General features: G+C 66.0%; 17 protein-coding genes. 13 read left to right on the top strand and 4 right to left on the bottom strand.

The window, feature by feature from the left end; genetic code table 11:
• Positions 1-7 precede the first annotated feature (7 nt).
• From BRSPCE3_RS35195 to BRSPCE3_RS35170, 6 genes are all read left to right on the top strand, one after another.
• Positions 8-187 (top strand): hypothetical protein, encoded by a 180-nt coding sequence (locus BRSPCE3_RS35195; protein ID WP_244071630.1) that lies wholly within the window; start codon positions 8-10, stop codon positions 185-187.
• Positions 187-750 carry a cytochrome C oxidase subunit II gene (locus BRSPCE3_RS35190; RefSeq protein WP_244071628.1) on the top strand — a complete coding sequence of 188 codons (564 nt, stop codon included), beginning with the start codon at positions 187-189 and terminating at the stop codon, positions 748-750. The genes BRSPCE3_RS35195 and BRSPCE3_RS35190 overlap by 1 nt, the downstream gene beginning before the upstream one ends.
• Entirely contained in the window at positions 740-2,365 is a 1,626-nt protein-coding gene (locus BRSPCE3_RS35185) for a b(o/a)3-type cytochrome-c oxidase subunit 1 (RefSeq protein ID WP_244071627.1), read from the top strand. The genes BRSPCE3_RS35190 and BRSPCE3_RS35185 overlap by 11 nt, the downstream gene beginning before the upstream one ends.
• Positions 2,362-3,153, top strand: coding sequence for a c-type cytochrome (locus BRSPCE3_RS35180; protein ID WP_244071625.1), 792 nt, complete (start codon positions 2,362-2,364; stop codon positions 3,151-3,153). The genes BRSPCE3_RS35185 and BRSPCE3_RS35180 overlap by 4 nt, the downstream gene beginning before the upstream one ends.
• Before the next feature lie 91 nt (positions 3,154-3,244).
• The gene (locus BRSPCE3_RS35175) at positions 3,245-4,249 is read left to right on the top strand and encodes a transglycosylase SLT domain-containing protein (RefSeq protein WP_244071622.1); all 1,005 of its coding nucleotides are present in this window, start codon (positions 3,245-3,247) and stop codon (positions 4,247-4,249) included.
• Positions 4,250-4,412: 163 nt separating this feature from the next.
• On the top strand, positions 4,413-5,594 hold the full coding sequence (locus BRSPCE3_RS35170; protein WP_244071620.1) for a DUF2336 domain-containing protein: 1,182 nt from the start codon (positions 4,413-4,415) through the stop codon (positions 5,592-5,594).
• A 61-nt stretch (positions 5,595-5,655) separates the two neighbouring features.
• On the opposite strand, the gene BRSPCE3_RS35165 is transcribed toward BRSPCE3_RS35170, so the two are convergent.
• From BRSPCE3_RS35165 to BRSPCE3_RS35155, 3 genes are all read right to left on the bottom strand, one after another.
• The gene (locus tag BRSPCE3_RS35165) at positions 5,656-6,246 is read right to left on the bottom strand and encodes an Hpt domain-containing protein (RefSeq protein WP_244071618.1); all 591 of its coding nucleotides are present in this window, start codon (positions 6,244-6,246) and stop codon (positions 5,656-5,658) included.
• A gap of 8 nt (positions 6,247-6,254) precedes the next feature.
• Positions 6,255-6,800, bottom strand: coding sequence for a response regulator (locus tag BRSPCE3_RS35160; RefSeq protein WP_050402868.1), 546 nt, complete (start codon positions 6,798-6,800; stop codon positions 6,255-6,257).
• Between the two features lie 119 nt (positions 6,801-6,919).
• Entirely contained in the window at positions 6,920-7,699 is a 780-nt protein-coding gene (locus BRSPCE3_RS35155) for an NAD kinase (protein ID WP_244071616.1), read from the bottom strand.
• Positions 7,700-7,861: 162 nt separating this feature from the next.
• Here BRSPCE3_RS35155 and BRSPCE3_RS35150 point away from each other — a divergent pair, with 162 nt between their 5' ends.
• Positions 7,862-9,445, top strand: a complete 1,584-nt coding sequence (locus BRSPCE3_RS35150) for a S10 family peptidase (RefSeq protein ID WP_244071614.1) — start codon at positions 7,862-7,864, stop codon at positions 9,443-9,445.
• A 226-nt stretch (positions 9,446-9,671) separates the two neighbouring features.
• Here the strand turns inward: BRSPCE3_RS35150 and BRSPCE3_RS35145 are convergent, their stop codons facing one another.
• Complete coding sequence (locus BRSPCE3_RS35145; RefSeq protein ID WP_244071613.1) at positions 9,672-10,553, bottom strand: LysR substrate-binding domain-containing protein; 882 nt, start codon at positions 10,551-10,553, stop codon at positions 9,672-9,674.
• Positions 10,554-10,736: 183 nt separating this feature from the next.
• Here BRSPCE3_RS35145 and BRSPCE3_RS35140 point away from each other — a divergent pair, with 183 nt between their 5' ends.
• From BRSPCE3_RS35140 to BRSPCE3_RS35115, 6 genes are all read left to right on the top strand, one after another.
• Positions 10,737-11,198: a (2Fe-2S)-binding protein gene (locus tag BRSPCE3_RS35140; RefSeq protein WP_244071610.1), complete on the top strand. Its 462-nt coding sequence runs from the start codon at positions 10,737-10,739 to the stop codon at positions 11,196-11,198.
• Positions 11,199-11,201: 3 nt separating this feature from the next.
• The gene (locus BRSPCE3_RS35135) at positions 11,202-13,379 is read left to right on the top strand and encodes a xanthine dehydrogenase family protein molybdopterin-binding subunit (RefSeq protein ID WP_244071608.1); all 2,178 of its coding nucleotides are present in this window, start codon (positions 11,202-11,204) and stop codon (positions 13,377-13,379) included.
• 69 nt (positions 13,380-13,448) lie between these two features.
• Positions 13,449-13,832 carry a hypothetical protein gene (locus tag BRSPCE3_RS35130; RefSeq protein WP_244071606.1) on the top strand — a complete coding sequence of 128 codons (384 nt, stop codon included), beginning with the start codon at positions 13,449-13,451 and terminating at the stop codon, positions 13,830-13,832.
• Between the two features lie 99 nt (positions 13,833-13,931).
• Positions 13,932-14,333, top strand: coding sequence for a FixH family protein (locus tag BRSPCE3_RS35125; RefSeq protein ID WP_244071604.1), 402 nt, complete (start codon positions 13,932-13,934; stop codon positions 14,331-14,333).
• The gene (locus tag BRSPCE3_RS35120; RefSeq protein WP_244071602.1) at positions 14,330-15,775 is read left to right on the top strand and encodes an efflux RND transporter periplasmic adaptor subunit; all 1,446 of its coding nucleotides are present in this window, start codon (positions 14,330-14,332) and stop codon (positions 15,773-15,775) included. The genes BRSPCE3_RS35125 and BRSPCE3_RS35120 overlap by 4 nt, the downstream gene beginning before the upstream one ends.
• Positions 15,772-18,939 (top strand): efflux RND transporter permease subunit, encoded by a 3,168-nt coding sequence (locus BRSPCE3_RS35115; RefSeq protein ID WP_244071600.1) that lies wholly within the window; start codon positions 15,772-15,774, stop codon positions 18,937-18,939. Before BRSPCE3_RS35120 ends, BRSPCE3_RS35115 begins: the two co-directional genes overlap by 4 nt.
• Positions 18,940-18,981 lie beyond the last annotated feature (42 nt).

Below are 18,981 nucleotides of genomic sequence, written 5' to 3'. Positions count from 1 at the left end.
CGTGGTCATGATCAACTCGTCTTCGCCGCAACCGCCGGCATCGGGCTCGGAAGACGATGATGTCGAGACCATCGTCCGCGCTGGTCCAGGCGGTGCGGTCGCGGTGGCTGGCATTGCGACGGCCATCGTGATCGGGTTGTGGTTTGCATTCTATCTGCTGGTCTTCCTGCCGCGGAGCGCTCCCTGATGGCGAGCGAGACTGACCATAGCCTCGGCGAGGCCGTCGCCGCACGGGTCGAACGGCGCTGGGCGACGCTGTCGATCATCATTGTCGGCCTGCTGGTCGGGATGGCGGCGTATATCGGCATCCATCAGGCGACGATGCCGCAGGGCCGGGTCGAAACCGCCGATCCCAAGACGTTGCATCTGTCCGGCGAATTCATCGAGAGCAATCTCGGCAGCGAAATGCAGGCCGACGGCTCGGTCACCGTGCGCGCGATCGGCCAGCAATATTCCTTCACGCCGCAATGCATCGTAGTGCCCGCGGAGATGCCGATCACCTTCCGCGCCACCAGTGCCGATGTCGTCCACGGTTTCCTGATCGAGGGCACCAACGTCAACACGATGCTGGTGCCGGGCTACGTCACCGACCTGCCGGTGCGTTTCAAGGCGGCGGGCGATCACGTGATGCCATGCCAGGAATTCTGCGGCATCGGTCACCAGGGCATGTGGGGCAAGGTCAAGGTGATCGACAAGGCCGCGTTCCGCGACCTGGCGGCAGCAAAGCGGAGGCTGACCTGTGTTGACTAACAGACCGCTGATCGCGGCGCATTTCTGGCTCGCCTTCATCGTGTTCGGCGTCGCGCTGGTGCTCGGTGCCTGGCAGATGTTCGTGCGCAGCCCGTTGAATGCCTGGCATTTCAATCCGGAGTTCTACTATCGCTCGGTCACCGCGCATGGCTCGGCGATGGGTTACGTGTTCCCGACGCTGATCGCGATGGGCTTCGGCTATGCGATCACCGAAGCCTCACTCGAGAAGGAACTGATTGGGCGGCGCTGGGCCTGGGCCGGCTTCTTGCTCGTCGCGGTCGGTGCGGTCGTTGCGATGATCCCGGTGTCGCTCGGGCTCGCCTCGGTGCTCTACACCTTCTATCCGCCGATGGTCGGCAATCCCTTCTATTACATCGGCGTCGTCATGGTCGTGGTCGGCTCATGGATCTGGGTCGCGCTGATGGTGACCAATTTCGTGATCTGGAAGCGCGAGAACCCGGGCAAGCCGGTGCCGCTTGCGATGTACGCCAATGTCGCGGGCTCATTGCTCTGGGGCTGGACCGCCGTCGGCGCAGCGTTGGAAATCCTGTTCCAGATCCTGCCCGTGGCGCTGGGGCTGAAGTCGACGATCGATGCGGGGCTGGCGCGCGTCTTCTTCTCGTGGACACTTCATGCCATCGTCTATTTCTGGCTGATCCCGACCTACATCGCCTATTACACGATCTTCCCGCGGGCGATCGGCGGCCGGCTGTTTAGCGACGCGATGGCGCGGATTTCGTTCATCCTGTTCGTCGTGGTGGCGATGCCGATCGGCGTGCATCACCTGTTTGCCGATCCGCAGGTCGGTGCCGGATTCAAGTTCATGCACTCGGTGTTCACCGGTCTCGTCGCGCTGCCGACGCTGCTCACGGTGTTCACGATCTGCGCATCCGCCGAGATCGCGAGCCGCCTGCGCGGTGGCCGCGGCGCATTCGGCTGGATCGGCGCCCTGCCATGGTCCAATCCGATCATGCTGGCGACGGCGCTCTCACTGGTCATGCTCGGCTTCGGCGGCGCCGGCGGCCTGATCAACATGAGCTATCAGCTCGACGCCACCGTGCACAACACGCAGTGGATCACCGGCCATTTCCACCTGATCTTCGGCGGCGCCATCGTCATCATGTATTTTGCCATCGCCTATGATCTGTGGCCGCATCTGACCGGGCGTGCGCTGGACAGTTTCGGCCTGATGCGCACGCAGCTCTGGCTGTGGTTCGTCGGCATGATCGTGACCACCTTCCCATGGCACTATGTCGGTATTCTCGGCATGCCGCGCCGCATGGCATACTACGACTATGCCAACCCGGCGGTCTCGCCGCAGGCCGTGTCGGTCACGATGTCGGCGATCGGTGGCTTCATCCTGCTGCTGTCGGGCCTGCTGTTCCTGCTGGTGCTGATCCGCGGCCAGTTCGGCGCGCGAGGCGAGGCGGGCGCGTATCGCTTCGCGGTGCCGCTGCACATGCCGGCGCGGATTCCGGTCGCGCTCAACTCGTTCGGCCTCTGGCTTGCGTTGATGGTCGGCCTCACCGTGGTGAACTATGGTTTCCCGATTGCACAGCTGATGGCGCTGAACGAGACCAGCGTGCCCGCGGTCTATGTCGGAGCAAGCCGATGAGCGATCAGCCGCTGTTCTCGGTGCGTAATCCGTGGTTCCGCACCAGCGTCGGCATCACGGTTGTCATCGCCGTGCTGTCGGCGATCGCGGGCCTGATCTGGTTGCCGCTGGCGCAACCCAACCTCAAGCTTGCCGGTGTCTGGGATGCGATCTGCAGCGCGGCCGGCGTGCCGCGCGCCGCCCTGCAGGAAGCCGCCGTCAAACCGGATTTCAAGACCTCCAACGTCGTCATGACGTCGGAGATGCTGACCAAGGTCAATCAGGTCTCGATCGGGCGTGGCGCGACGCTGGCGCAGCGTTGCGCGATCTGCCACGGACCGCAGGGCGTCAGCGACGCCCATTCACCGAACCTCGCCGGGCAGTTTGCCGCGGTGACGTACAAGGAGCTCAACGACTTCAAGACCAGCGCGCGGGTCAATGTCGTGATGAGCCCGTTCGCAGCTGCCATGAGCGACCAGGACATGAAGGACGTGGCGGCCTATTACGCCTATCTGCCGCGGGTGCCTTCCAACAATCTGGATACCCGGCGTCCCGCGCCGGCAGTCGTGGTGACGGGCGCCCCGATGCGCAACATCCCGCCCTGCGGTTCCTGCCACGGCGATATCGACAACAAGGCTGGAAGCCCCTGGCTCGGCGGCCAGTCGGCGGTCTACATCAAGGCGCAGCTCGAGGCCTTTGCGTCCGGAGCCCGGCGCAACGACATCAGCCAGCAGATGCGCAACATCGCCCGCCAGATGACGCCTGAAGAGATCGACCAGGTCGCGCATTACTACGAGGCCCAGCCCTGAGCCGGGATATTAACCTGCCGTTAACCATAATTACGGCAGGTTGACGGGACATGGGTGCCGATTGCCGGCGCCCGGCAAGGCACCCGGACAGATGGCGGTCGACCTCTTCAACGCGACGGCTTCGGCAGGTGTCGATGCTTCGCGCCTGAAGGTCGCCGGTTCGATCAAGCAGGCGGCCGCGACCACCGGCACCAGCTTCGAATATCTGCTCACGACCGCGAAGATGGAATCGAACTTCAATCCGAAGGCCGGCGCCACGACCTCCTCGGCGCATGGGCTCTATCAGTTCATCGACCAGACCTGGCTCGGCACGGTCAAGGAGGCGGGAAGCCAACTCGGCTACGGCCAATATGCCGACGCCATTACCAAGAATTCCGACGGCAGCTATTCGGTCAGCGATCCCTCCGCGCGGAGCGCGGTGATGAAGCTGCGCGACGATCCCGATGCGGCGTCGTCGATGGCGGCGGTGCTGACGCAATCCAACAGCTTCAAGCTCACCGGCACGCTCGGCCGTCGTCCGACCGATGCCGAGCTCTACATGGCGCACTTCATGGGTGTCGGCGGCGCCGGCAAGCTGATCTCGAGTGCCGAGGACAGTCCGAGCGCCAACGCGGCTGCGATGTTTCCGAAAGCCGCGGCGGCGAACCAGTCGATCTTCTACGACAAGTCGGGCAGCGCGCGCAGCGTCAGCCAGGTCTATTCGGTGCTGACGACGCGTTACGCGGCGGCCGCGAATTCGAAGGACACGCGCACCGCCTTTGCCGCGGCCGGCGGCGACACCATGTCGCCTTATGCGATCGCCAGCGCGACGCCGACTCAAGCGGTCAGCATGGATACCGCGTCCTATCTCTCGACCTTCCCGAATGCCGGTGCGGCCTCATCGGCTGGTGCGACCCCGGCTGTCGCATCGGCACAGCCGGCACCGTCCTTCCGCTCGCTCTACCAGGGCGGCGATCGGTCGGAGCCGATCTCGCCGGCGGTGCAGGAATTGTGGGGCAATTCCGCATCGCTGACCGCGTCGGCGACGCCGAAGGTCCGCGCCCCCGGACGGCTCGATCTGTTCAGCGATCCCAACGGCACCTACAGCAACAGCTAGCGCTGCCTGTTTTCGCGCGGGCCTTGGCGCGCTCGGGCCGTCTTAACGAAACGTCAATAATCCCAAACGTTTATGGTGAACCCTTTGTTAAGCGTCATGGTTTATTTTTCCTTGTAGTGGCGTCGTATGTCGATGCCGTCTCGTTGCGTAAGCCGGCAGGACCATGATCGTTCGGCAGTTCATTAGTTGGATTAGGACCGCTCCAGCAGGCGAGCGGGCAGAGGCGACACGGGCGTTGGCCCGCGCCTGGCTCATTTCGGATCTCACCGAGGACGACCGCATCGCAGCCGAGGGCGCGCTGCTGATGCTGCTCGACGACCCATCGCCGCTGGTGCGGCAGGCGATGGCCGAGGTGTTCGCATACAGCGCGGAGGCGCCGGCTACGATCGTGCAGGCGCTGTCGGCCGACCAGCCGGCGATCGCGCTGCCGGTGCTGGAGCATTCGCCGCTCTTGATCGATGCCGACCTGGTCGACATCGTCGCGACCGGCTCCGACGAGATGCAGTGCGCGATCGCGCGCCGCGCCAATCTGCCGGCCTCGGTCGCCGCGGCGATTGCCGAGGTTGGCTCGGCGGCGGCAGCGCTGGAGCTGATCGAGAATCCCTACGCCGGGCTCGCGCCGTTCTCCTGGGATCGCATCGTCGAGCGCCACGGCCACCTCGCGGCGATCCGGGAATCGATGCTGGCGCTGGAAGACCTGCCGTCCGCGACGCGGCTGGCGCTGGTCGCCAAGCTCTCCGACACGCTGGCGCAGTTCGTCGTGGCGCGAAACTGGCTCGGCGCCGACCGCGCCGACCGCATTGCCGGCGAGGCGAAGGAACGCTCCACGGTGAACATCGCCGCGCGCGCCTTCGGCGACGACATGCAGAATTTGATCACGCATCTGCGCGCCACCGGACAATTGACCGCCGGGCTGATCCTGCGCGCGCTGCTGTCAGGCAATCTCGATCTGTTCGGGGCGGCGCTCGCCGAATTGTCCGGGCTGCCCTGTGGCCGCGTCACCGCGCTGTTGAACGACCGCGGCGGCAACGGCCTGCAGGCGCTGCTGCGGCGCGCCGGCCTGCCGGAATCCACTTACGCGGCGTTCCGCGTCGCGCTCGAGGCCAGCCACGAAGTCGGCTATGTCGACAGCGGCGACGGCGCGGCGCGGCTGCATCGCCGCATGGTCGAGCGCGTGCTGACCCATTGCGAGACCGACCATTCGGCCGCCGAGCCGCTGTTGATCCTGCTGCGCCGCTTTGCGACGGAATCGGCCCGCGAGGATGCGCGGATGTTCTGCGAGGAGCTCGCCGCGGAAGACGCGATTGCGGTGCTGCCTTACGACGACGACCTGATCGCGGCCTGAGCGCCGCGCTTCCCGTGTGATGGACGATGATGGAAGCCGCGGCCAGTGCCGCGGCACGCCGCTATTCGCCGGGCACGATGCTCGGCGCGAGGATGGCCTCGAGATGCTCGGGCCGGTCGCGGTTGGCGTGGGTCAGGAATTCATCGGCGATGCCGCGGAGCTGCTTGCTCAACACGCCGGCCACGACCGCGGTGTCGAGCTTGGTGCGATTGCGCACGATCGCCTGCACGGCGTTGATGTGGTGGGCGATCAGCTGGGCCGGCACGGCGGCGAGATCCGGCGCGTGCTCGATGATGCGGCACAGGCTTTCGGCCGCAGCCGCCGCCGAGGGATAGCCGAACGTTGCAGCATCGCCCTTGATGTCGTGCGCGGCGCGGAACAGCTCCTCGCGGGTCTTGTCGTTGAAGCCCTCGCGCAGCACGGTGGCGTGCGCGGCGGAGAGGCGGTCGGCCTCGATCGTCATCCATTCCTTGAATTCGCCCGACAACCCCGCGAGCGCCTTCTCGGCGCGGCTGACCGGATCGTCGAGATCGCTCTCGGGCACGCGCAGCAGCACCTTGCGCAGCGGATTGGGCTGCGTGATCACGTGATGCGTGCCGAAGCTCTTGACCTCGATGCTGCCCGGTTTGTCCTTGAAATTGTCCTTGGCCATGACGGTTCCTAAATGGCGGAGCGCGCCTTCTCGAGCAGCGACGGCTGCTGCAGGATCTCGACCTCGCCGCTGCCGCGGCGTTCGGGGCCGATATAGGTGTTGGTGGTGTTGCGGCGCCGGTCGGGACCGAAATAGGTCTTGGTCTTGATGAACGGGCGCGGATTGGCGACCACGTTCATGATCCGCTGGTAGAGGCCCTTGGCCGAGATCGGCTTGGCCAGGAATTCGGTGACGCCGGCATCGCGCGCCACCGTGACGCGGCGCTTCTCGGAATGGCCGGTCAGCATGATGATCGGCGCGTAGGGATTGCCTTTGGACTCCGGCTGCCGGATCATCTGCGCAAGCTCGAGCCCATCGAAGATCGGCATCGACCAGTCGGTGATGACGATGTCGGGCACATAGTGGGTGTACATCTCGAGCGCGGTGGCGCCGTCTTCGGCCTCATACACCTCGCGCGCGCCGAACGAATGCAGCAGCGTGCGCAGGATGCGGCGCATGTGCGGATTGTCGTCGCAAATCAAGAATCGCAGCTTGTTGAAATCGATCCGATACATGGTCCGGTCCCGAAGGGGCATACCGGGCCAAACGCGGTATTACCCGACGTTAACCATATCCCGCCCGGGGTTAATGATTGGTTGCCGGGCAAGGAGGAGCAGGGCGGGGCGCGCCGGCGTCAGTAGCCGAACTGCTCGCGCAGGATGCGCTCTTCCAGCGAGTGGCCGGGGTCGAACAGCATCCGCATCGCGATCGTCTTGTCGGAGAGGATCTCGACCCGGCGGACGTCGCGGACCTCGTCATGGTCGGCGACCGCGGCGACCGGGCGCTTCTCGCCCTCGATCACCTCGATCACCACGAAGGCGGAATTCGGCAGCAGCGCGCCGCGCCAGCGCCGCGGCCGGAACGCGCTGATCGGGGTCAGCGCCAGCAGCGCCGCGTTGATCGGCAGGATCGGGCCCTGGGCCGAGAGGTTGTAGGCGGTCGAGCCGGCCGGCGTCGCCACCAGGATGCCGTCGGCCATCAGCTCGGGCATCCGCTCATGCTCGTCGATCAGGATGCGCAGCTTGGCGACCTGGTAGGTCTGCCGGAACAGCGCGACCTCGTTGATGGCGTGATGCAGGTGCACGGCGCCGTGGATGTCGGTCGCGCGCATCAGCAGCGGATTGATCAGCGACTCCCGCGCAGCCGCCAGCCGCGTGCGCAGATCGTGCGTCGAAAATTCGTTCATCAGGAAGCCGACGGTGCCGCGGTGCATGCCATAAATCGGCTTGTTGCTGCGCATGTTGGCGTGCAGCGTCTGCAGCATCAATCCGTCGCCGCCGAGCGCGACCACGACGTCGGCATCGGCGGGTGGATGGTTGCCGTACATCGAGGTCAGCTCAACGAGCGCCGTCTGCGCTTCCGCGCTGACGCTGGCGACGAAGGCGATCTTGTCATACCGCTTGGAGCTAGCCATCGCTCACGAACTCGTTTGGCACGGAACACGCCGCGCTCGTCTATACATCCCGGGCGGCCTTGTCGAGATGGTCCGGGACCGGACCGCGTGCCTTGCCGGTGCCGCCAGGCTAGCGCAGTTTGCCGGTGGATTGCGTAAACAAGGGTGCAGGGAGTGAACGGCATGGCTAACAGTTTTGCGACACGGCTCGCCGCGGCGTTGCTGGTGGCCTGCCTCGCAACCGTGGCGCGGGCCGAGGACGAGGCCCCGCAGCCATCGCCGTCGCCGAGTGCGCAGGCTCCGGGCGGTCAGAACCCAAGCGGCCAGAAGGGGCGGGCAGGGCGCGGCGAGGCGGGCTCCGGCGCCAGCGCCGCGGCCAGCGCATCGACCGCCGAGCAGCACCGCCTGCCGCCGGACTCCACGACCAAGCAGTCGGTCGCGCTGCCCGATCGTACGCTGAACTTCAGCGCGACCGCAGGCTCGATCCGCGTGTTCGACGACAAGGGCGAGCCGCTCGCCGACATCGCCTACACCTCCTATCAACTCGACGGTGCCGAGAAGGCGAGCCGTCCGGTGACGTTCCTGTTCAACGGCGGACCGGGCTCCGCGTCGGCCTGGCTGCAATTCGGCAATGTCGGGCCGTGGCGGCTGCCGTTCGACGGCGCGGTGTCGTCGGCAACGCCCGAGCTACAGCCGAACGCCGACACTTGGCTCGATTTCACCGATCTCGTCTTCATCGATCCGGTCGGCACCGGCTACAGCCGCTTCGTCACCACCTCGGAGGATGCGCGCAAGCGCTTCTTCACGGTCGACGGCGACGCCAATTCGGTCGCGCTGGTGATCCGCCGCTGGCTGGAGAAATACGACCGGCTGACCTCGCCGAAATATGTCGCCGGCGAAAGCTATGGCGGCATCCGCGGTCCCAAGGTGGTGCGCAATCTGCAAATGCAGCAGGGCGTCGGCCCGCGCGGCCTGATCCTGATCTCGCCGGTGCTCGATTTCCGCGACTATACCGGCTCCAGCATCCTGCAATATGTCGCGAGCCTGCCGACCATGACGGCGGTGGCGCGGCAGGCCAAGGGGCCGGTGACGCGCGAGGATCTTGCCGATGTGGAGAACTATGCGCGCGGCGATTTCCTGCTCGACCTCGTCAAGGGGCAGGCCGACACCGAGGCCACCGCGCGGCTCGCCGACAAGGTGGCGAGCCTGACCGGTATCGATCAGGCGGTCAGCCGCAGGCTCGCCGGACGGTTCGACATCGGCGAATTCCGCCGCGAGTTCGATCGCAAGAACGGCAAGGTGACCGGCCGCTACGACGCCTCCATCGAAGGCTTCGATCCCTATCCGGATTCCAGCTACTTCCGCTTCAACGATCCGTCCGGCGATCCGCTGATGGCGCCGCTGACCAGCGCTGCCGTCGATCTCACCACGCGCAGACTGAACTGGCGGCCGGACGGCTCCTATCATCTGCTCAGCGAAAGCGTGAACAAGGCGTGGGAATTCGGCCACGGCATCAGTCCGCCGGAGTCGGTGAGCCAGCTGCGCCAGGCGCTGGCGCTCGACCCCAAGCTGAAGCTCTTGATCGGCCACGGCCTGTTCGATCTCGCGACGCCGTATTTCGCCTCCAAGATCATCCTCGACCAGCTGCCGGCCTTCGCAGGCCCGAGCCGCACCAGGCTCGTGGTCTATCCCGGCGGCCACATGTTCTACTCCCGCGACGGCTCGCGCCAGGCCTTCCGCAAGGAGGTCGAGGCGCTGGTGAAGTGAGGGGCGCAGCAACAGGATTGCTTCGATTGCCGCAATAACGGTGTCGTCCCTGCGAAAGCAGGGACCCATAACCACAGGCTTCCGTTGTTGAGGCGAGTTGTGGCCCCAGCATTGTGCAGCAACGAACAATTGTGGTTATGGGTTCCGGGTCGCGCTTCGCTTGCCCGGGACGACAGCGAACTTGTTGCGGCATCATGAACCATGCATGCGCGTTCCCGCGACATGATTACCCATACGTCTCCACGATGAAATCGATCAGCGCGCGGAGCTTCGGCGTCATCTTGCGGTTCTTCGGCCACAGGATCTGGCGCGCGCGGGCCTGCGTCGTGTAGTTCGGCAGCAGGACCTGCAGCCGGCCCGCGGCGATATCGTCGGCCAGCAGCTCGTCGCGCATCAGCACGATGCCGGCGCCGGCCAGCGCTGCATAACGGATGCCGAATGCGCTGTTGATAAACAGGCGGCTTGCGACCTCGACATGCACTTCGCCTTCCGGTCCGAAGAACGTCCAGCGCTGCCGGTCCGCCCAGCCGGGATAGCGCAGGCATTCGTGGACGGCGAGATCGCCTGGATGGGTCGGTGTGCCGCGTTCGGCGAGATAGCTCGGCGCGGCGCACACCACGCCGGTATAGGGCGACAGCGAGCGCGACATCATGGTGGAGTCGGTCAGCGTGCCGACCCGGATCGCGGCGTCGAGTCCTTCTTCGAGCAGATCGACCATCCGGTCGCTGAGGATGAGGTCGACCGAGACGTCCGGATATCGTTTCATGAAGCGCACCAGCGCCGGCGCCAGGCTGTACGATCCGAACGCGACCGAGGTCGCGACGCGGAGCTTGCCGCGCGGTGCGCTCAAGGCCTCCTCGACCAGCGCGTCGCCGGCCTCGGCCTGTTCCAGCAGCTGCTTGCAGTGGTCGAGATAGCTGCGGCCGAGTTCGGTGAGGCCCTGTCGCCGGGTCGACCGGTTGATCAATTGCGAGCCGAGCCGATCCTCGAGAAAACGGATATGCTTGCCGATCATGGTCGGTGACATCCGCAGCTCCTTGGCCGCCGCGGTGAAAGAGCCGAGATCGGCGACGCGGGCGAACACGGACATGCTGGTCAGTCGATCCATGATTATAAACCAATAGTCATTTCACTGCGGACCAAGGCGCCGCTTATAGCCTGTAAGATTTCTATTTATTACCACGAGTGAGTAATCGGCGCGATGATGCATTCGATTGCTTTGAAATACCGCCGAATTCGCCCGGGGGACGCGATCCCGCGCGGGGCCTCGAACCAGGACAGGAGTGTCAGGATGCCTTTCCAGATCACGATCAATGGGACCAGTCATCAGGTCGATGCCGACGGCGATACGCCGCTGCTGTGGGTGCTGCGCGACGTGCTCGGCATGACCGGCACCAAGTTCGGCTGCGGCATGGCGCTGTGCGGCGCCTGTACGGTGCATCTCGACGACACCGCGGTGCGCTCCTGCATCACCACGATCGACAGCATCGGCGACTCCAAGATCACGACCATCGAGGCGGTCGGCGCGACGACGGCGGGCAAGAAGATCCAGGACGCCTGGCTCGCGCACGAGGTGCCGCAATGCGGCTACTGCCAGTCTGGCCAGATCATGTCCGCGTCCGCCTTGCTCGCGAGCAAGCCGAAGCCGACCGATGCTGACATCGACGACGCGATGTCGGGCAACATCTGCCGCTGCGGCACCTATGTGCGCATTCGCGAAGCCATCAAGCAAGCCGCGCAGTCGGGAGGTTGAGCCATGACGCTGATGGACAATCTGACTGAGCGCGCCGCCGAACTGTCGCGGCGCAACTTCCTCCGCGCCAGTGCGATCGCGGGCGGCGGACTGATGTTGAGCGTGAGCCTGCCGTTCGCGGGCCGCGAAAGCGAGGCCGCGGCGGCTGGTGACTTCGCGCCGAATGCTTTCATCCGGATTGGCGGCGACGGCAAGGTCGTGCTGACCATGCCCTATGTCGAGATGGGGCAGGGCACCTATACCTCGATCCCGATGCTGATCGCCGAAGAGCTCGAGATCGGCCTGAAGCAGGTGCAGCTCGAGCATGCGCCGCCGAGCGACAAGCTCTATGCCAATCCGCTGCTCGGCGTGCAGGCCACCGGCAATTCGAATGCGATGCGCGGTGCCTGGCAGCCGATGCGGAAAGCCGGCGCCACCGCGAAGGCGATGCTAATCGCGGCCGCGGCGAAGCGCTGGAACGTCGATCCGGCCACCTGCCGCGCCGAGAACGGCGAGGTGCATCACACGGCCTCCGGACGCAAGCTCGGCTACGGCGAACTGGCGACTGACGCAGCGCAGATGCCGGTGCCGGAGAAGGTGACGCTAAAGAGCCCGGCCGAATTCAAGCTGATCGGCACGCCGGCCAAGCGGCTCGATACGCCGTCCAAGATCAACGGCACGGCGGTCTACGGCATCGATGCGCGGCCGCCCGGCGTGAGGATCGCGACGCTGGCGCAGTCGCCGGTGTTCGGCGGCAAGGTCAAGCGCGTGGACGATGCGGCGGCGAAGGCCGTCAACGGCGTGCGCCAGATCGTGAAGCTCGACGACGCCGTCGCCGTGATCGCCGATCACATGGGAGCCGCCAAGAAAGGTCTCGCCGCGCTCACGATCGAATGGGACGACGGGCCGCACGCCAAGCTCGCCACCTCTGATATCGCGCGCGAGCTCGAAGCCGCCACCACGAAGCCGGGCGCGGTCGCGCAGAATATCGGCGACGCCGACAAGGCGCTGGCGGGCGCCGCGACCAAACTCGAGGCGAGCTATCAGCTGCCGTTCCTCGCCCATGCCACGATGGAGCCGATGAACTGCACCGTGCATGTGCGCGCCGACGGCTGCGAGATCTGGGTCGGCAACCAGGCGCTCTCGCGCGTGCAGGCGGTGGCCGCCAAGATGCTGGACCTGCCGCCGGAGAAGGTGGTGGTGCACAATCATCTGCTCGGCGGCGGCTTCGGCCGCAGGCTCGAGGTCGATGGCGTCATTCGCGCGGTGCAGATCGCCAAGCAGGTCGATGCGCCGGTCAAGCTGGTGTGGACCCGCGAGGAGGACATCCAGCACGACATGTACCGGCCGTACTGGTGCGACCGGATCGCGGTCGGTCTCGATGCTACAGGCAAGCCGGTCGCCTGGAACAATCGCTTCGCCGGCTCGTCGGTGATTGCGCGATGGGCGCCGCCGGCGTTCCGCAACGGCCTCGACCCCGACACCACGGAGGGCGCGATCGATCTCGTCTACGACATTCCGAACTTCCACGTCGAATATGTCCGGGTCGAGCCGCCCGGCATTCCGACCGCGTTCTGGCGCAGCGTCGGGCCCTCGCACAACGTGTTCGTCACCGAAAGCATGATCGACGAGGTGGCGGCGGCCGCGAAGCAGGACCCGCTCGATTATCGCAAGGCGCTGCTCGGCAGGTCGCCGCGCGCCAAGGCGGCACTCGAGCTGGCGGCGGCCAAGGCCGGCTGGGGCGGCAAGCTGCCGGCCGGGCGCGGCCGCGGCGTGTCGCTGCAATTCGTGTTCGGCAGCTACCTCGCGCAGATTGCCGAGGTCGAGGTGGCCAAGGACGGCTCGGTCCGCGTCCACCGCGTCGTCTGCGCGATGGACTGCGGCACTGTCGTGAATCCCGACACGGTGCAGGCGCAGCTGCAGAGTGGGATCAATTTCGGCGTCACCGCCGCGCTCTACGGCGAGATCACGCTGAAGGATGGCCGTGTCGAGCAGAGCAATTTCGACAGCTACCAGATGCTGCGCATCGACCAGGCCCCGGCCATCGAGGTCCATATCGTGCCGAGCACCGAGCCGCCCGGCGGCATGGGCGAGACCGGAACGTCGGGCATCGTGCCTGCGATCAGCAACGCGATCTTCGCGGCGACCGGCAAACGGCTGCGAAGGATGCCGGTCGATCCGGCGGTGTTGAAGCAGGCGTGAGGCGGCGCTGGCGCGATCGTGAAGTCGCACGGATTTGCAGGTTCCGCTGATCCGTGCGACAAGTCGGGCATGCATCTGAGGCGGCTCGCCAATCTCTGGATTCTGTTGCTCGTCGCGGCCGCGCTGTTGCTCGCGCCCGTGGCGCCGACATTTGCCCGGATGATTCCGGATGTCTCGGCCACCGCGATGCAGGCAATGCCGGACGAGCAGGCCATGTCCGGGCAGGCGATGGCCGACATGCCGTGCTGTCCGGAGCAGACCAAGAGCAAGGGTTGCGAAGACTGTCCGTTCCTCGCGCTCTGCATGCTGAGCATTCCGCTGCCGGTTCCTGCCGGCACGGCGTCGCTGGTCAAGCGCGATCCGCAGCTCAGCAGGTTCGCCGCGCGTGACGATCGCTTGCTCGACGATCTCGGCGCCAAACCTCCGGATCATCCACCTCGAACTCTCGTCTGACAGGCGCGCAAGCGCCTGATCGCTGACGCGTGCGCCGATGGCGCGCGTGTCGTCGCACGCCGCTGACGCGGTGCATCAGACCCAATCGAGGATCAAATCATGAAGACGTTTCACTTCGCGCGCGCCGCTGCGGCTGCGCTGATCGGCGTTGCTTTTGTAGGCACACCCGCTCGCGCCGAAATCAAGAACTACGAATTCCAGCTCGTCCAGCCGACGGTGAAGGCCGGGGCCGACCGGGTCGTCACGGTGCGGCTGGTCGACAGGACCACCGGAAAAGCCGTGCCCGACGCGGTCATCTTCTCGACCCGGCTCGACATGGCGCCCGACGGCATGCAGGAGATGGCCACCAAGGTGACGCCGATGCCGGGCACCGAGCCCGGCACCTACCGGTTCAAGGCGACCTTCGGCATGGCCGGCCGCTGGCAGCTGTCGCTCGACGCGAAGGTGCAGGGCGAGACCGGCTCGGTCGAAAACAAGCTCGTCGTCACGGCCGAGAAATGAGCCGCCTGATCTGGGCCGGCGCTGCCGCTGCGATCGCCGCAGCGGCAGGCGTCGCATGGACCGCTCGCGGCCTGCCGCGACCGCCGATCGCTGCCATCGTCTCCGCCGCCCATGCGGCGGACGGCGCTGCGCCGATCTATTACCGCGATCCCGACGGCAAGCCGTTCTACTCGGCGACGCCGAAGAAGACGGCGGATGGGCGCGACTATCTGCCTGTTGCGGCGGACACCGATGCCGGTACCGGCGAGCCCGAGCGCTCCGCCGACATGGCTGCGCCTGCCGCCAAGGGCGAGCGCAAGGTCAGATACTATCGCAACCCAATGGGCCTTCCCGACACCTCGCCGGTGCCGAAGAAGGATTCCATGGGGATGGATTACATCGCGGTTTACGACGGCGAGGACAGCGACGACGGGATGGTCACGCTGTCGCCCGGAAAAATCCAGCGCACCGGCGTCAAGTCCGAAGCGGCACAGCTGCGCCGGATCCGCACGCTGGTGCGTGCACCCGGCACGATCCAGCTCGACGAGCGGCGCGTCTCCGTGATCGCGATGCGGGCCGAGAGCTACGTGCAGAAGATCGCCGACGTCACGACCGGCAGCCGGGTGACGAAGGGGCAGCCGCTGATGGAAATCTACAGCCCGGCGATATCGTCCGCCGCAGCCGAATATGTCGCGACCATCACGTCGAAGACGACCGCGAATATCGAGCCCTATGGACGCGGCTCCAAGCAGCGGCTGACCAATCTCGACGTTCCCGAGCCTGTCATCGCCGAGATGGAGAAAAGCCGCACGGTTCCGCTCGCGATCCAGTGGCTGTCGCCGCGCGACGGCATCGTGCTGCAGCGTGCCGCGATCGAGGGAATGCGCGCCCAGCCCGGCGACGTGCTGTTCCGGATCGCCGATGTCTCTGTCGTGTGGGCGCTGGTCGATGTCGCCGAGCGCGATCTCGGCAGCATGGTGGTCGGGCAGCAGGTCATGGTGCGCGCGCGCAGCTATCCGGGGCGGACCTTCGCGGGCCAGATCAGCGTGATCTATCCGCAGGTCAACAAGGACACCCGCACCGCGCGGGTGCGGATTGAATTGCAGAATGCCGATCTCGCGCTGCTGCCGGACATGTATGTCGACGCCGAGATCGACACCGGCAGTCCGGCGCCGGTGCTGACCGTGGCCGACAATGCGATCCTCGACACCGGGAGCCGGCAGACCGTGCTGCTTGACCGCGGCAACGGCCGGTTCGAGCCGCGCGAGGTCAAGCTCGGGCGGCGCGGCGAGGGCTATGTCGAGATCCGCGACGGGATCGCGGAGGGCGATGCGGTGGTCACGTCGGCGACCTTCCTGATCGATGCCGAAAGCAATTTGAAGGCCGCGATCAAGGGCTTTGCCGAGGCCGGCACCAAGCAGGCGGCGGGCGAGGGCGGGATGACGGATGGAGGCAAGCCATGATCGCCCGTGTCATCGCCTGGTCGGCGCGCAACCTGCTGCTGGTGCTGTTCGGCACCGGTTTCGCGGCGGCGGCCGGCCTCTATGCGCTCCTGCACCTGCCGCTCGATGCGATTCCCGATCTCTCCGACACCCAGGTCATCGTCTACACCGAGTATCCCGGCCAGGCGCCGCAGGTGATCGAGGACCAGGTCACCTATCCCCTGACCACGGCGATGCTGACGGTGCCGAAGTCGAAGGTCGTGCGCGGCTTCTCGTTCTTCGGCGTCTCCTTCGTCTACGTCATCTTCGAGGACGGCACGGACATCTACTGGGCGCGCTCGCGCGTGCTCGAATTCCTCAACGGGGCGGCGTCACGGCTGCCGGCCGGCGTGTCGCCGACGATCGGTCCCGACGCGACCGGCGTCGGCTGGGTCTACCAATATGCCGTGATGTCGAAGCAGCTGAACCTCGCCGACACCCGCACCATCCAGGACTGGAATCTGAAGTTCGCGCTGGCGCGGGCGGAAGGCGTCGCGGAGGTCGCGAGCGTCGGCGGCTTCGTCAAACAATACAACGTGATCCTCGATCCGCAGCGGATGCGCGACCGCGGCATCACCATGCAGCGGATGCGCGATGCGATCCGCGCCAGCAATGCCGATGTCGGTGGCCGCACCGTCGAGCTCTCCGAGTTCGAATATGTCATTCGCGGCAAGGGCTATTTGAAGGACATCAACGATCTCGGCAACGTCGTGCTGAAGACCGACAACGGCACGCCGGTGCTGCTGCGCGACGTCGCGCGCGTCGAGCTCGGCCCCGACGAGCGGCGCGGCATCACTGAACTGAACGGCGAGGGCGAGGTGGCCAGCGGCATCGTGCTGCAACGCTTCGGGGTCAATGCGCTCGATGTGATCGAGAACGTCAAGAAGCGCTTCAAGGAGATCGCGACCGGCCTGCCGCAATCGGTCGAGATCGTGCCGGTCTATGACCGCTCCAACCTGATCTATGCGGCGATCGACACGTTGAAGCGCACGCTGTTCGAGGAGAGCGTCGTGGTCGCGCTGGTCTGCATCGTGTTCCTGCTGCATGTCCGCAGCGCGCTGGTGGCGATCCTGATGCTCCCGGTCGGCGTGCTGATGGCGTTCGGCGCGATGAAGCTGCTCGGGATCGGCTCCAACATCATGAGCCTCGGCGGCATCGCGATCGCGATCGGTGCCATGATCGATGCGGCGATCGTGATGATCGAGAATGCGCACAAGCATCTGGAGCGCGCCGCGCCCGGCCGGTCGCGGGTCGCGATCCTGATCGAGGCCGCGGCCGAGGTCGGACCGGCGCTGTTCTTCAGCCTGCTCATCATCACCGTGTCGTTCATGCCGATCTTCACGCTGGAATCACAGGAGGGCCGGCTGTTCGCGCCGCTCGCCTTCACCAAGACGTTCGCGATGGCGGCGGCGGCGCTGCTGTCGGTGACGCTGGTGCCGGCACTGATGGTGATCTTTGTCCGCGGCCGGATCGTTCCCGAGCACAAGAATCCGATCAACCGCTTCCTGATCTGGATCTACCGTCCGGTCATCAACGGCGTGCTGTGGGCCAAGACGCTGGTGATCCTGCTGGCGCTCGCAGCGATCGCCGTCACGGTCTGGCCGGCGCGGCAGCTCGGCACCGAGTTCATGCCCGACCTCAACGAGGGCACGCTGCTCTATATGCCGACCACGCTGCCGGGGATTTCGGTGACCAAGGCCGCCGAACTGCTGCAGATGCAGGACCGCATCATCCGGAGCTTTCCGGAAGTCGTCTCGGTCTACGGCAAGGCCGGCCGCGCTGCCACCGCGACCGATCCGGCGCCGTCGGAGATGTTCGAGACCGTCGTCAACCTCAAGCCGAAGGAGCAATGGCGCAAAGGCCTCACGCTCGACGGCCTGATCGCCGAGATGGACAAGGCGTTGCAATTTCCCGGCGTCTCGAACGCCTGGACCATGCCGATCAAGGCACGGATCGACATGCTGTCGACCGGGATCCGGACGCCGGTCGGCGTCAAGGTGATCGGCCCCGATCTCGCCGTGATCGACAAGCTCGCGCGTCAGGTCGAGCAGGTCGTGAAGGGCGTGCCCGGCACCTCGTCGGCCTATGCCGAGCGCAGCCTCGGCGGCTACTATCTCGAGATCACGCCGAACCGCGAGGCGCTGTCGCGCTACGGCATCGCGGTGCAGGACGTGCAGGACACGATCGCGACCGCGCTCGGCGGCCAGAGCGTCACGACGACGGTGGAGGGGCGCCAGCGCTTCACCGTCAACATGCGCTATCCGCGCGACCTGCGCGACAATCCGAGCGCGATCGCGAGCGACATCCTGGTGCCGATGCCGGCCGGCGGCGCGGTGCCGCTCGGCGAGGTCGCCGATATCACGCCGGCGCGCGGACCGACCACGATCAGGACCGAGAACGGGCAACTCGCGACCTACATCTATGTCGACATCCGCGATCGCGATCTCGGCGGTTATGTCGCGGATGCGCAGCGCGCGGTGCAGGCCGGCGTGCAGTTTCCGCCGGGCACCTATGTGGTCTGGAGCGGGCAGTACGAGTATCTCGAACGCGCCACCGCGCGGCTCAGGATCGTGGTGCCGGTGACGCTTCTGATCATCTTCCTGCTGCTCTACCTCAATTTCCGCTCGGTGGCGGAGACCATGATCGTGATGCTGTCGCTGCCGTTCGCGCTGGTCGGCGGGCTCTGGCTGATGTGGGCGCTCGGCTTCAACCTGTCGGTTGCAGTCGCGGTCGGCTTCATCGCGCTGGCCGGTGTCGCCGCCGAGACCGGCGTCGTGATGCTGATCTATCTCAACCACGCGCTGGCCGAGATCACGGCGCGTCGCGCGGCCGAGGGACGCGCGGTCGATCGTGACGATCTCAATCGCGCGATCATTGAGGGCGCGGTCGAGCGGGTCAGGCCGAAGATGATGACGGTGGTGGCCATCATGGCCGGGCTGTTGCCGATCATGTGGAGCACCGGCACCGGTTCCGAGATCATGCAGCGCATCGCGGTGCCGATGATCGGTGGCATGATCTCGTCGACCTTGCTGACGCTGATCGTGATTCCCGCGATCTTCGCCATCGTGAAGGGATTTGGGCTTCGCGCGGCGGTATCGGAGCGGGAGATCGCTGCGGTCGCGGTGCGCAAGCAGGCGCAGTTGTGACGGCTCCATGACTTCGCTTCGTGGAGTGAAACCGGATTGAAT

It is taken from the genome of Bradyrhizobium sp. Ce-3, from assembly GCF_022835695.1.
Taxonomy (GTDB): domain Bacteria; phylum Pseudomonadota; class Alphaproteobacteria; order Rhizobiales; family Xanthobacteraceae; genus Bradyrhizobium.
This window is presented reverse-complemented; position numbering and strand designations above follow the sequence as displayed.

What these genes read in the sequence shown, in the direction of transcription:
- BRSPCE3_RS35160 (WP_050402868.1), bottom strand. Translation starts at nt 6,800, where the DNA reads ATGTATCGGATCGATTTCAACAAGCTGCGATTCTTGATTTGCGACGAC.
- BRSPCE3_RS35130 (WP_244071606.1), top strand. Translation starts at nt 13,449, where the DNA reads ATGCATCTGAGGCGGCTCGCCAATCTCTGGATTCTGTTGCTCGTCGCG.
- BRSPCE3_RS35135 (WP_244071608.1), top strand. Translation starts at nt 11,202, where the DNA reads ATGACGCTGATGGACAATCTGACTGAGCGCGCCGCCGAACTGTCGCGG.
- BRSPCE3_RS35170 (WP_244071620.1), top strand. Translation starts at nt 4,413, where the DNA reads ATGATCGTTCGGCAGTTCATTAGTTGGATTAGGACCGCTCCAGCAGGC.
- BRSPCE3_RS35180 (WP_244071625.1), top strand. Translation starts at nt 2,362, where the DNA reads ATGAGCGATCAGCCGCTGTTCTCGGTGCGTAATCCGTGGTTCCGCACC.
- BRSPCE3_RS35120 (WP_244071602.1), top strand. Translation starts at nt 14,330, where the DNA reads ATGAGCCGCCTGATCTGGGCCGGCGCTGCCGCTGCGATCGCCGCAGCG.
- BRSPCE3_RS35145 (WP_244071613.1), bottom strand. Translation starts at nt 10,553, where the DNA reads ATGGATCGACTGACCAGCATGTCCGTGTTCGCCCGCGTCGCCGATCTC.
- BRSPCE3_RS35125 (WP_244071604.1), top strand. Translation starts at nt 13,932, where the DNA reads ATGAAGACGTTTCACTTCGCGCGCGCCGCTGCGGCTGCGCTGATCGGC.
- BRSPCE3_RS35150 (WP_244071614.1), top strand. Translation starts at nt 7,862, where the DNA reads ATGGCTAACAGTTTTGCGACACGGCTCGCCGCGGCGTTGCTGGTGGCC.
- BRSPCE3_RS35115 (WP_244071600.1), top strand. Translation starts at nt 15,772, where the DNA reads ATGATCGCCCGTGTCATCGCCTGGTCGGCGCGCAACCTGCTGCTGGTG.
- BRSPCE3_RS35155 (WP_244071616.1), bottom strand. Translation starts at nt 7,699, where the DNA reads ATGGCTAGCTCCAAGCGGTATGACAAGATCGCCTTCGTCGCCAGCGTC.
- BRSPCE3_RS35195 (WP_244071630.1), top strand. Translation starts at nt 8, where the DNA reads ATGATCAACTCGTCTTCGCCGCAACCGCCGGCATCGGGCTCGGAAGAC.
- BRSPCE3_RS35175 (WP_244071622.1), top strand. Translation starts at nt 3,245, where the DNA reads ATGGCGGTCGACCTCTTCAACGCGACGGCTTCGGCAGGTGTCGATGCT.
- BRSPCE3_RS35140 (WP_244071610.1), top strand. Translation starts at nt 10,737, where the DNA reads ATGCCTTTCCAGATCACGATCAATGGGACCAGTCATCAGGTCGATGCC.
- BRSPCE3_RS35165 (WP_244071618.1), bottom strand. Translation starts at nt 6,246, where the DNA reads ATGGCCAAGGACAATTTCAAGGACAAACCGGGCAGCATCGAGGTCAAG.
- BRSPCE3_RS35190 (WP_244071628.1), top strand. Translation starts at nt 187, where the DNA reads ATGGCGAGCGAGACTGACCATAGCCTCGGCGAGGCCGTCGCCGCACGG.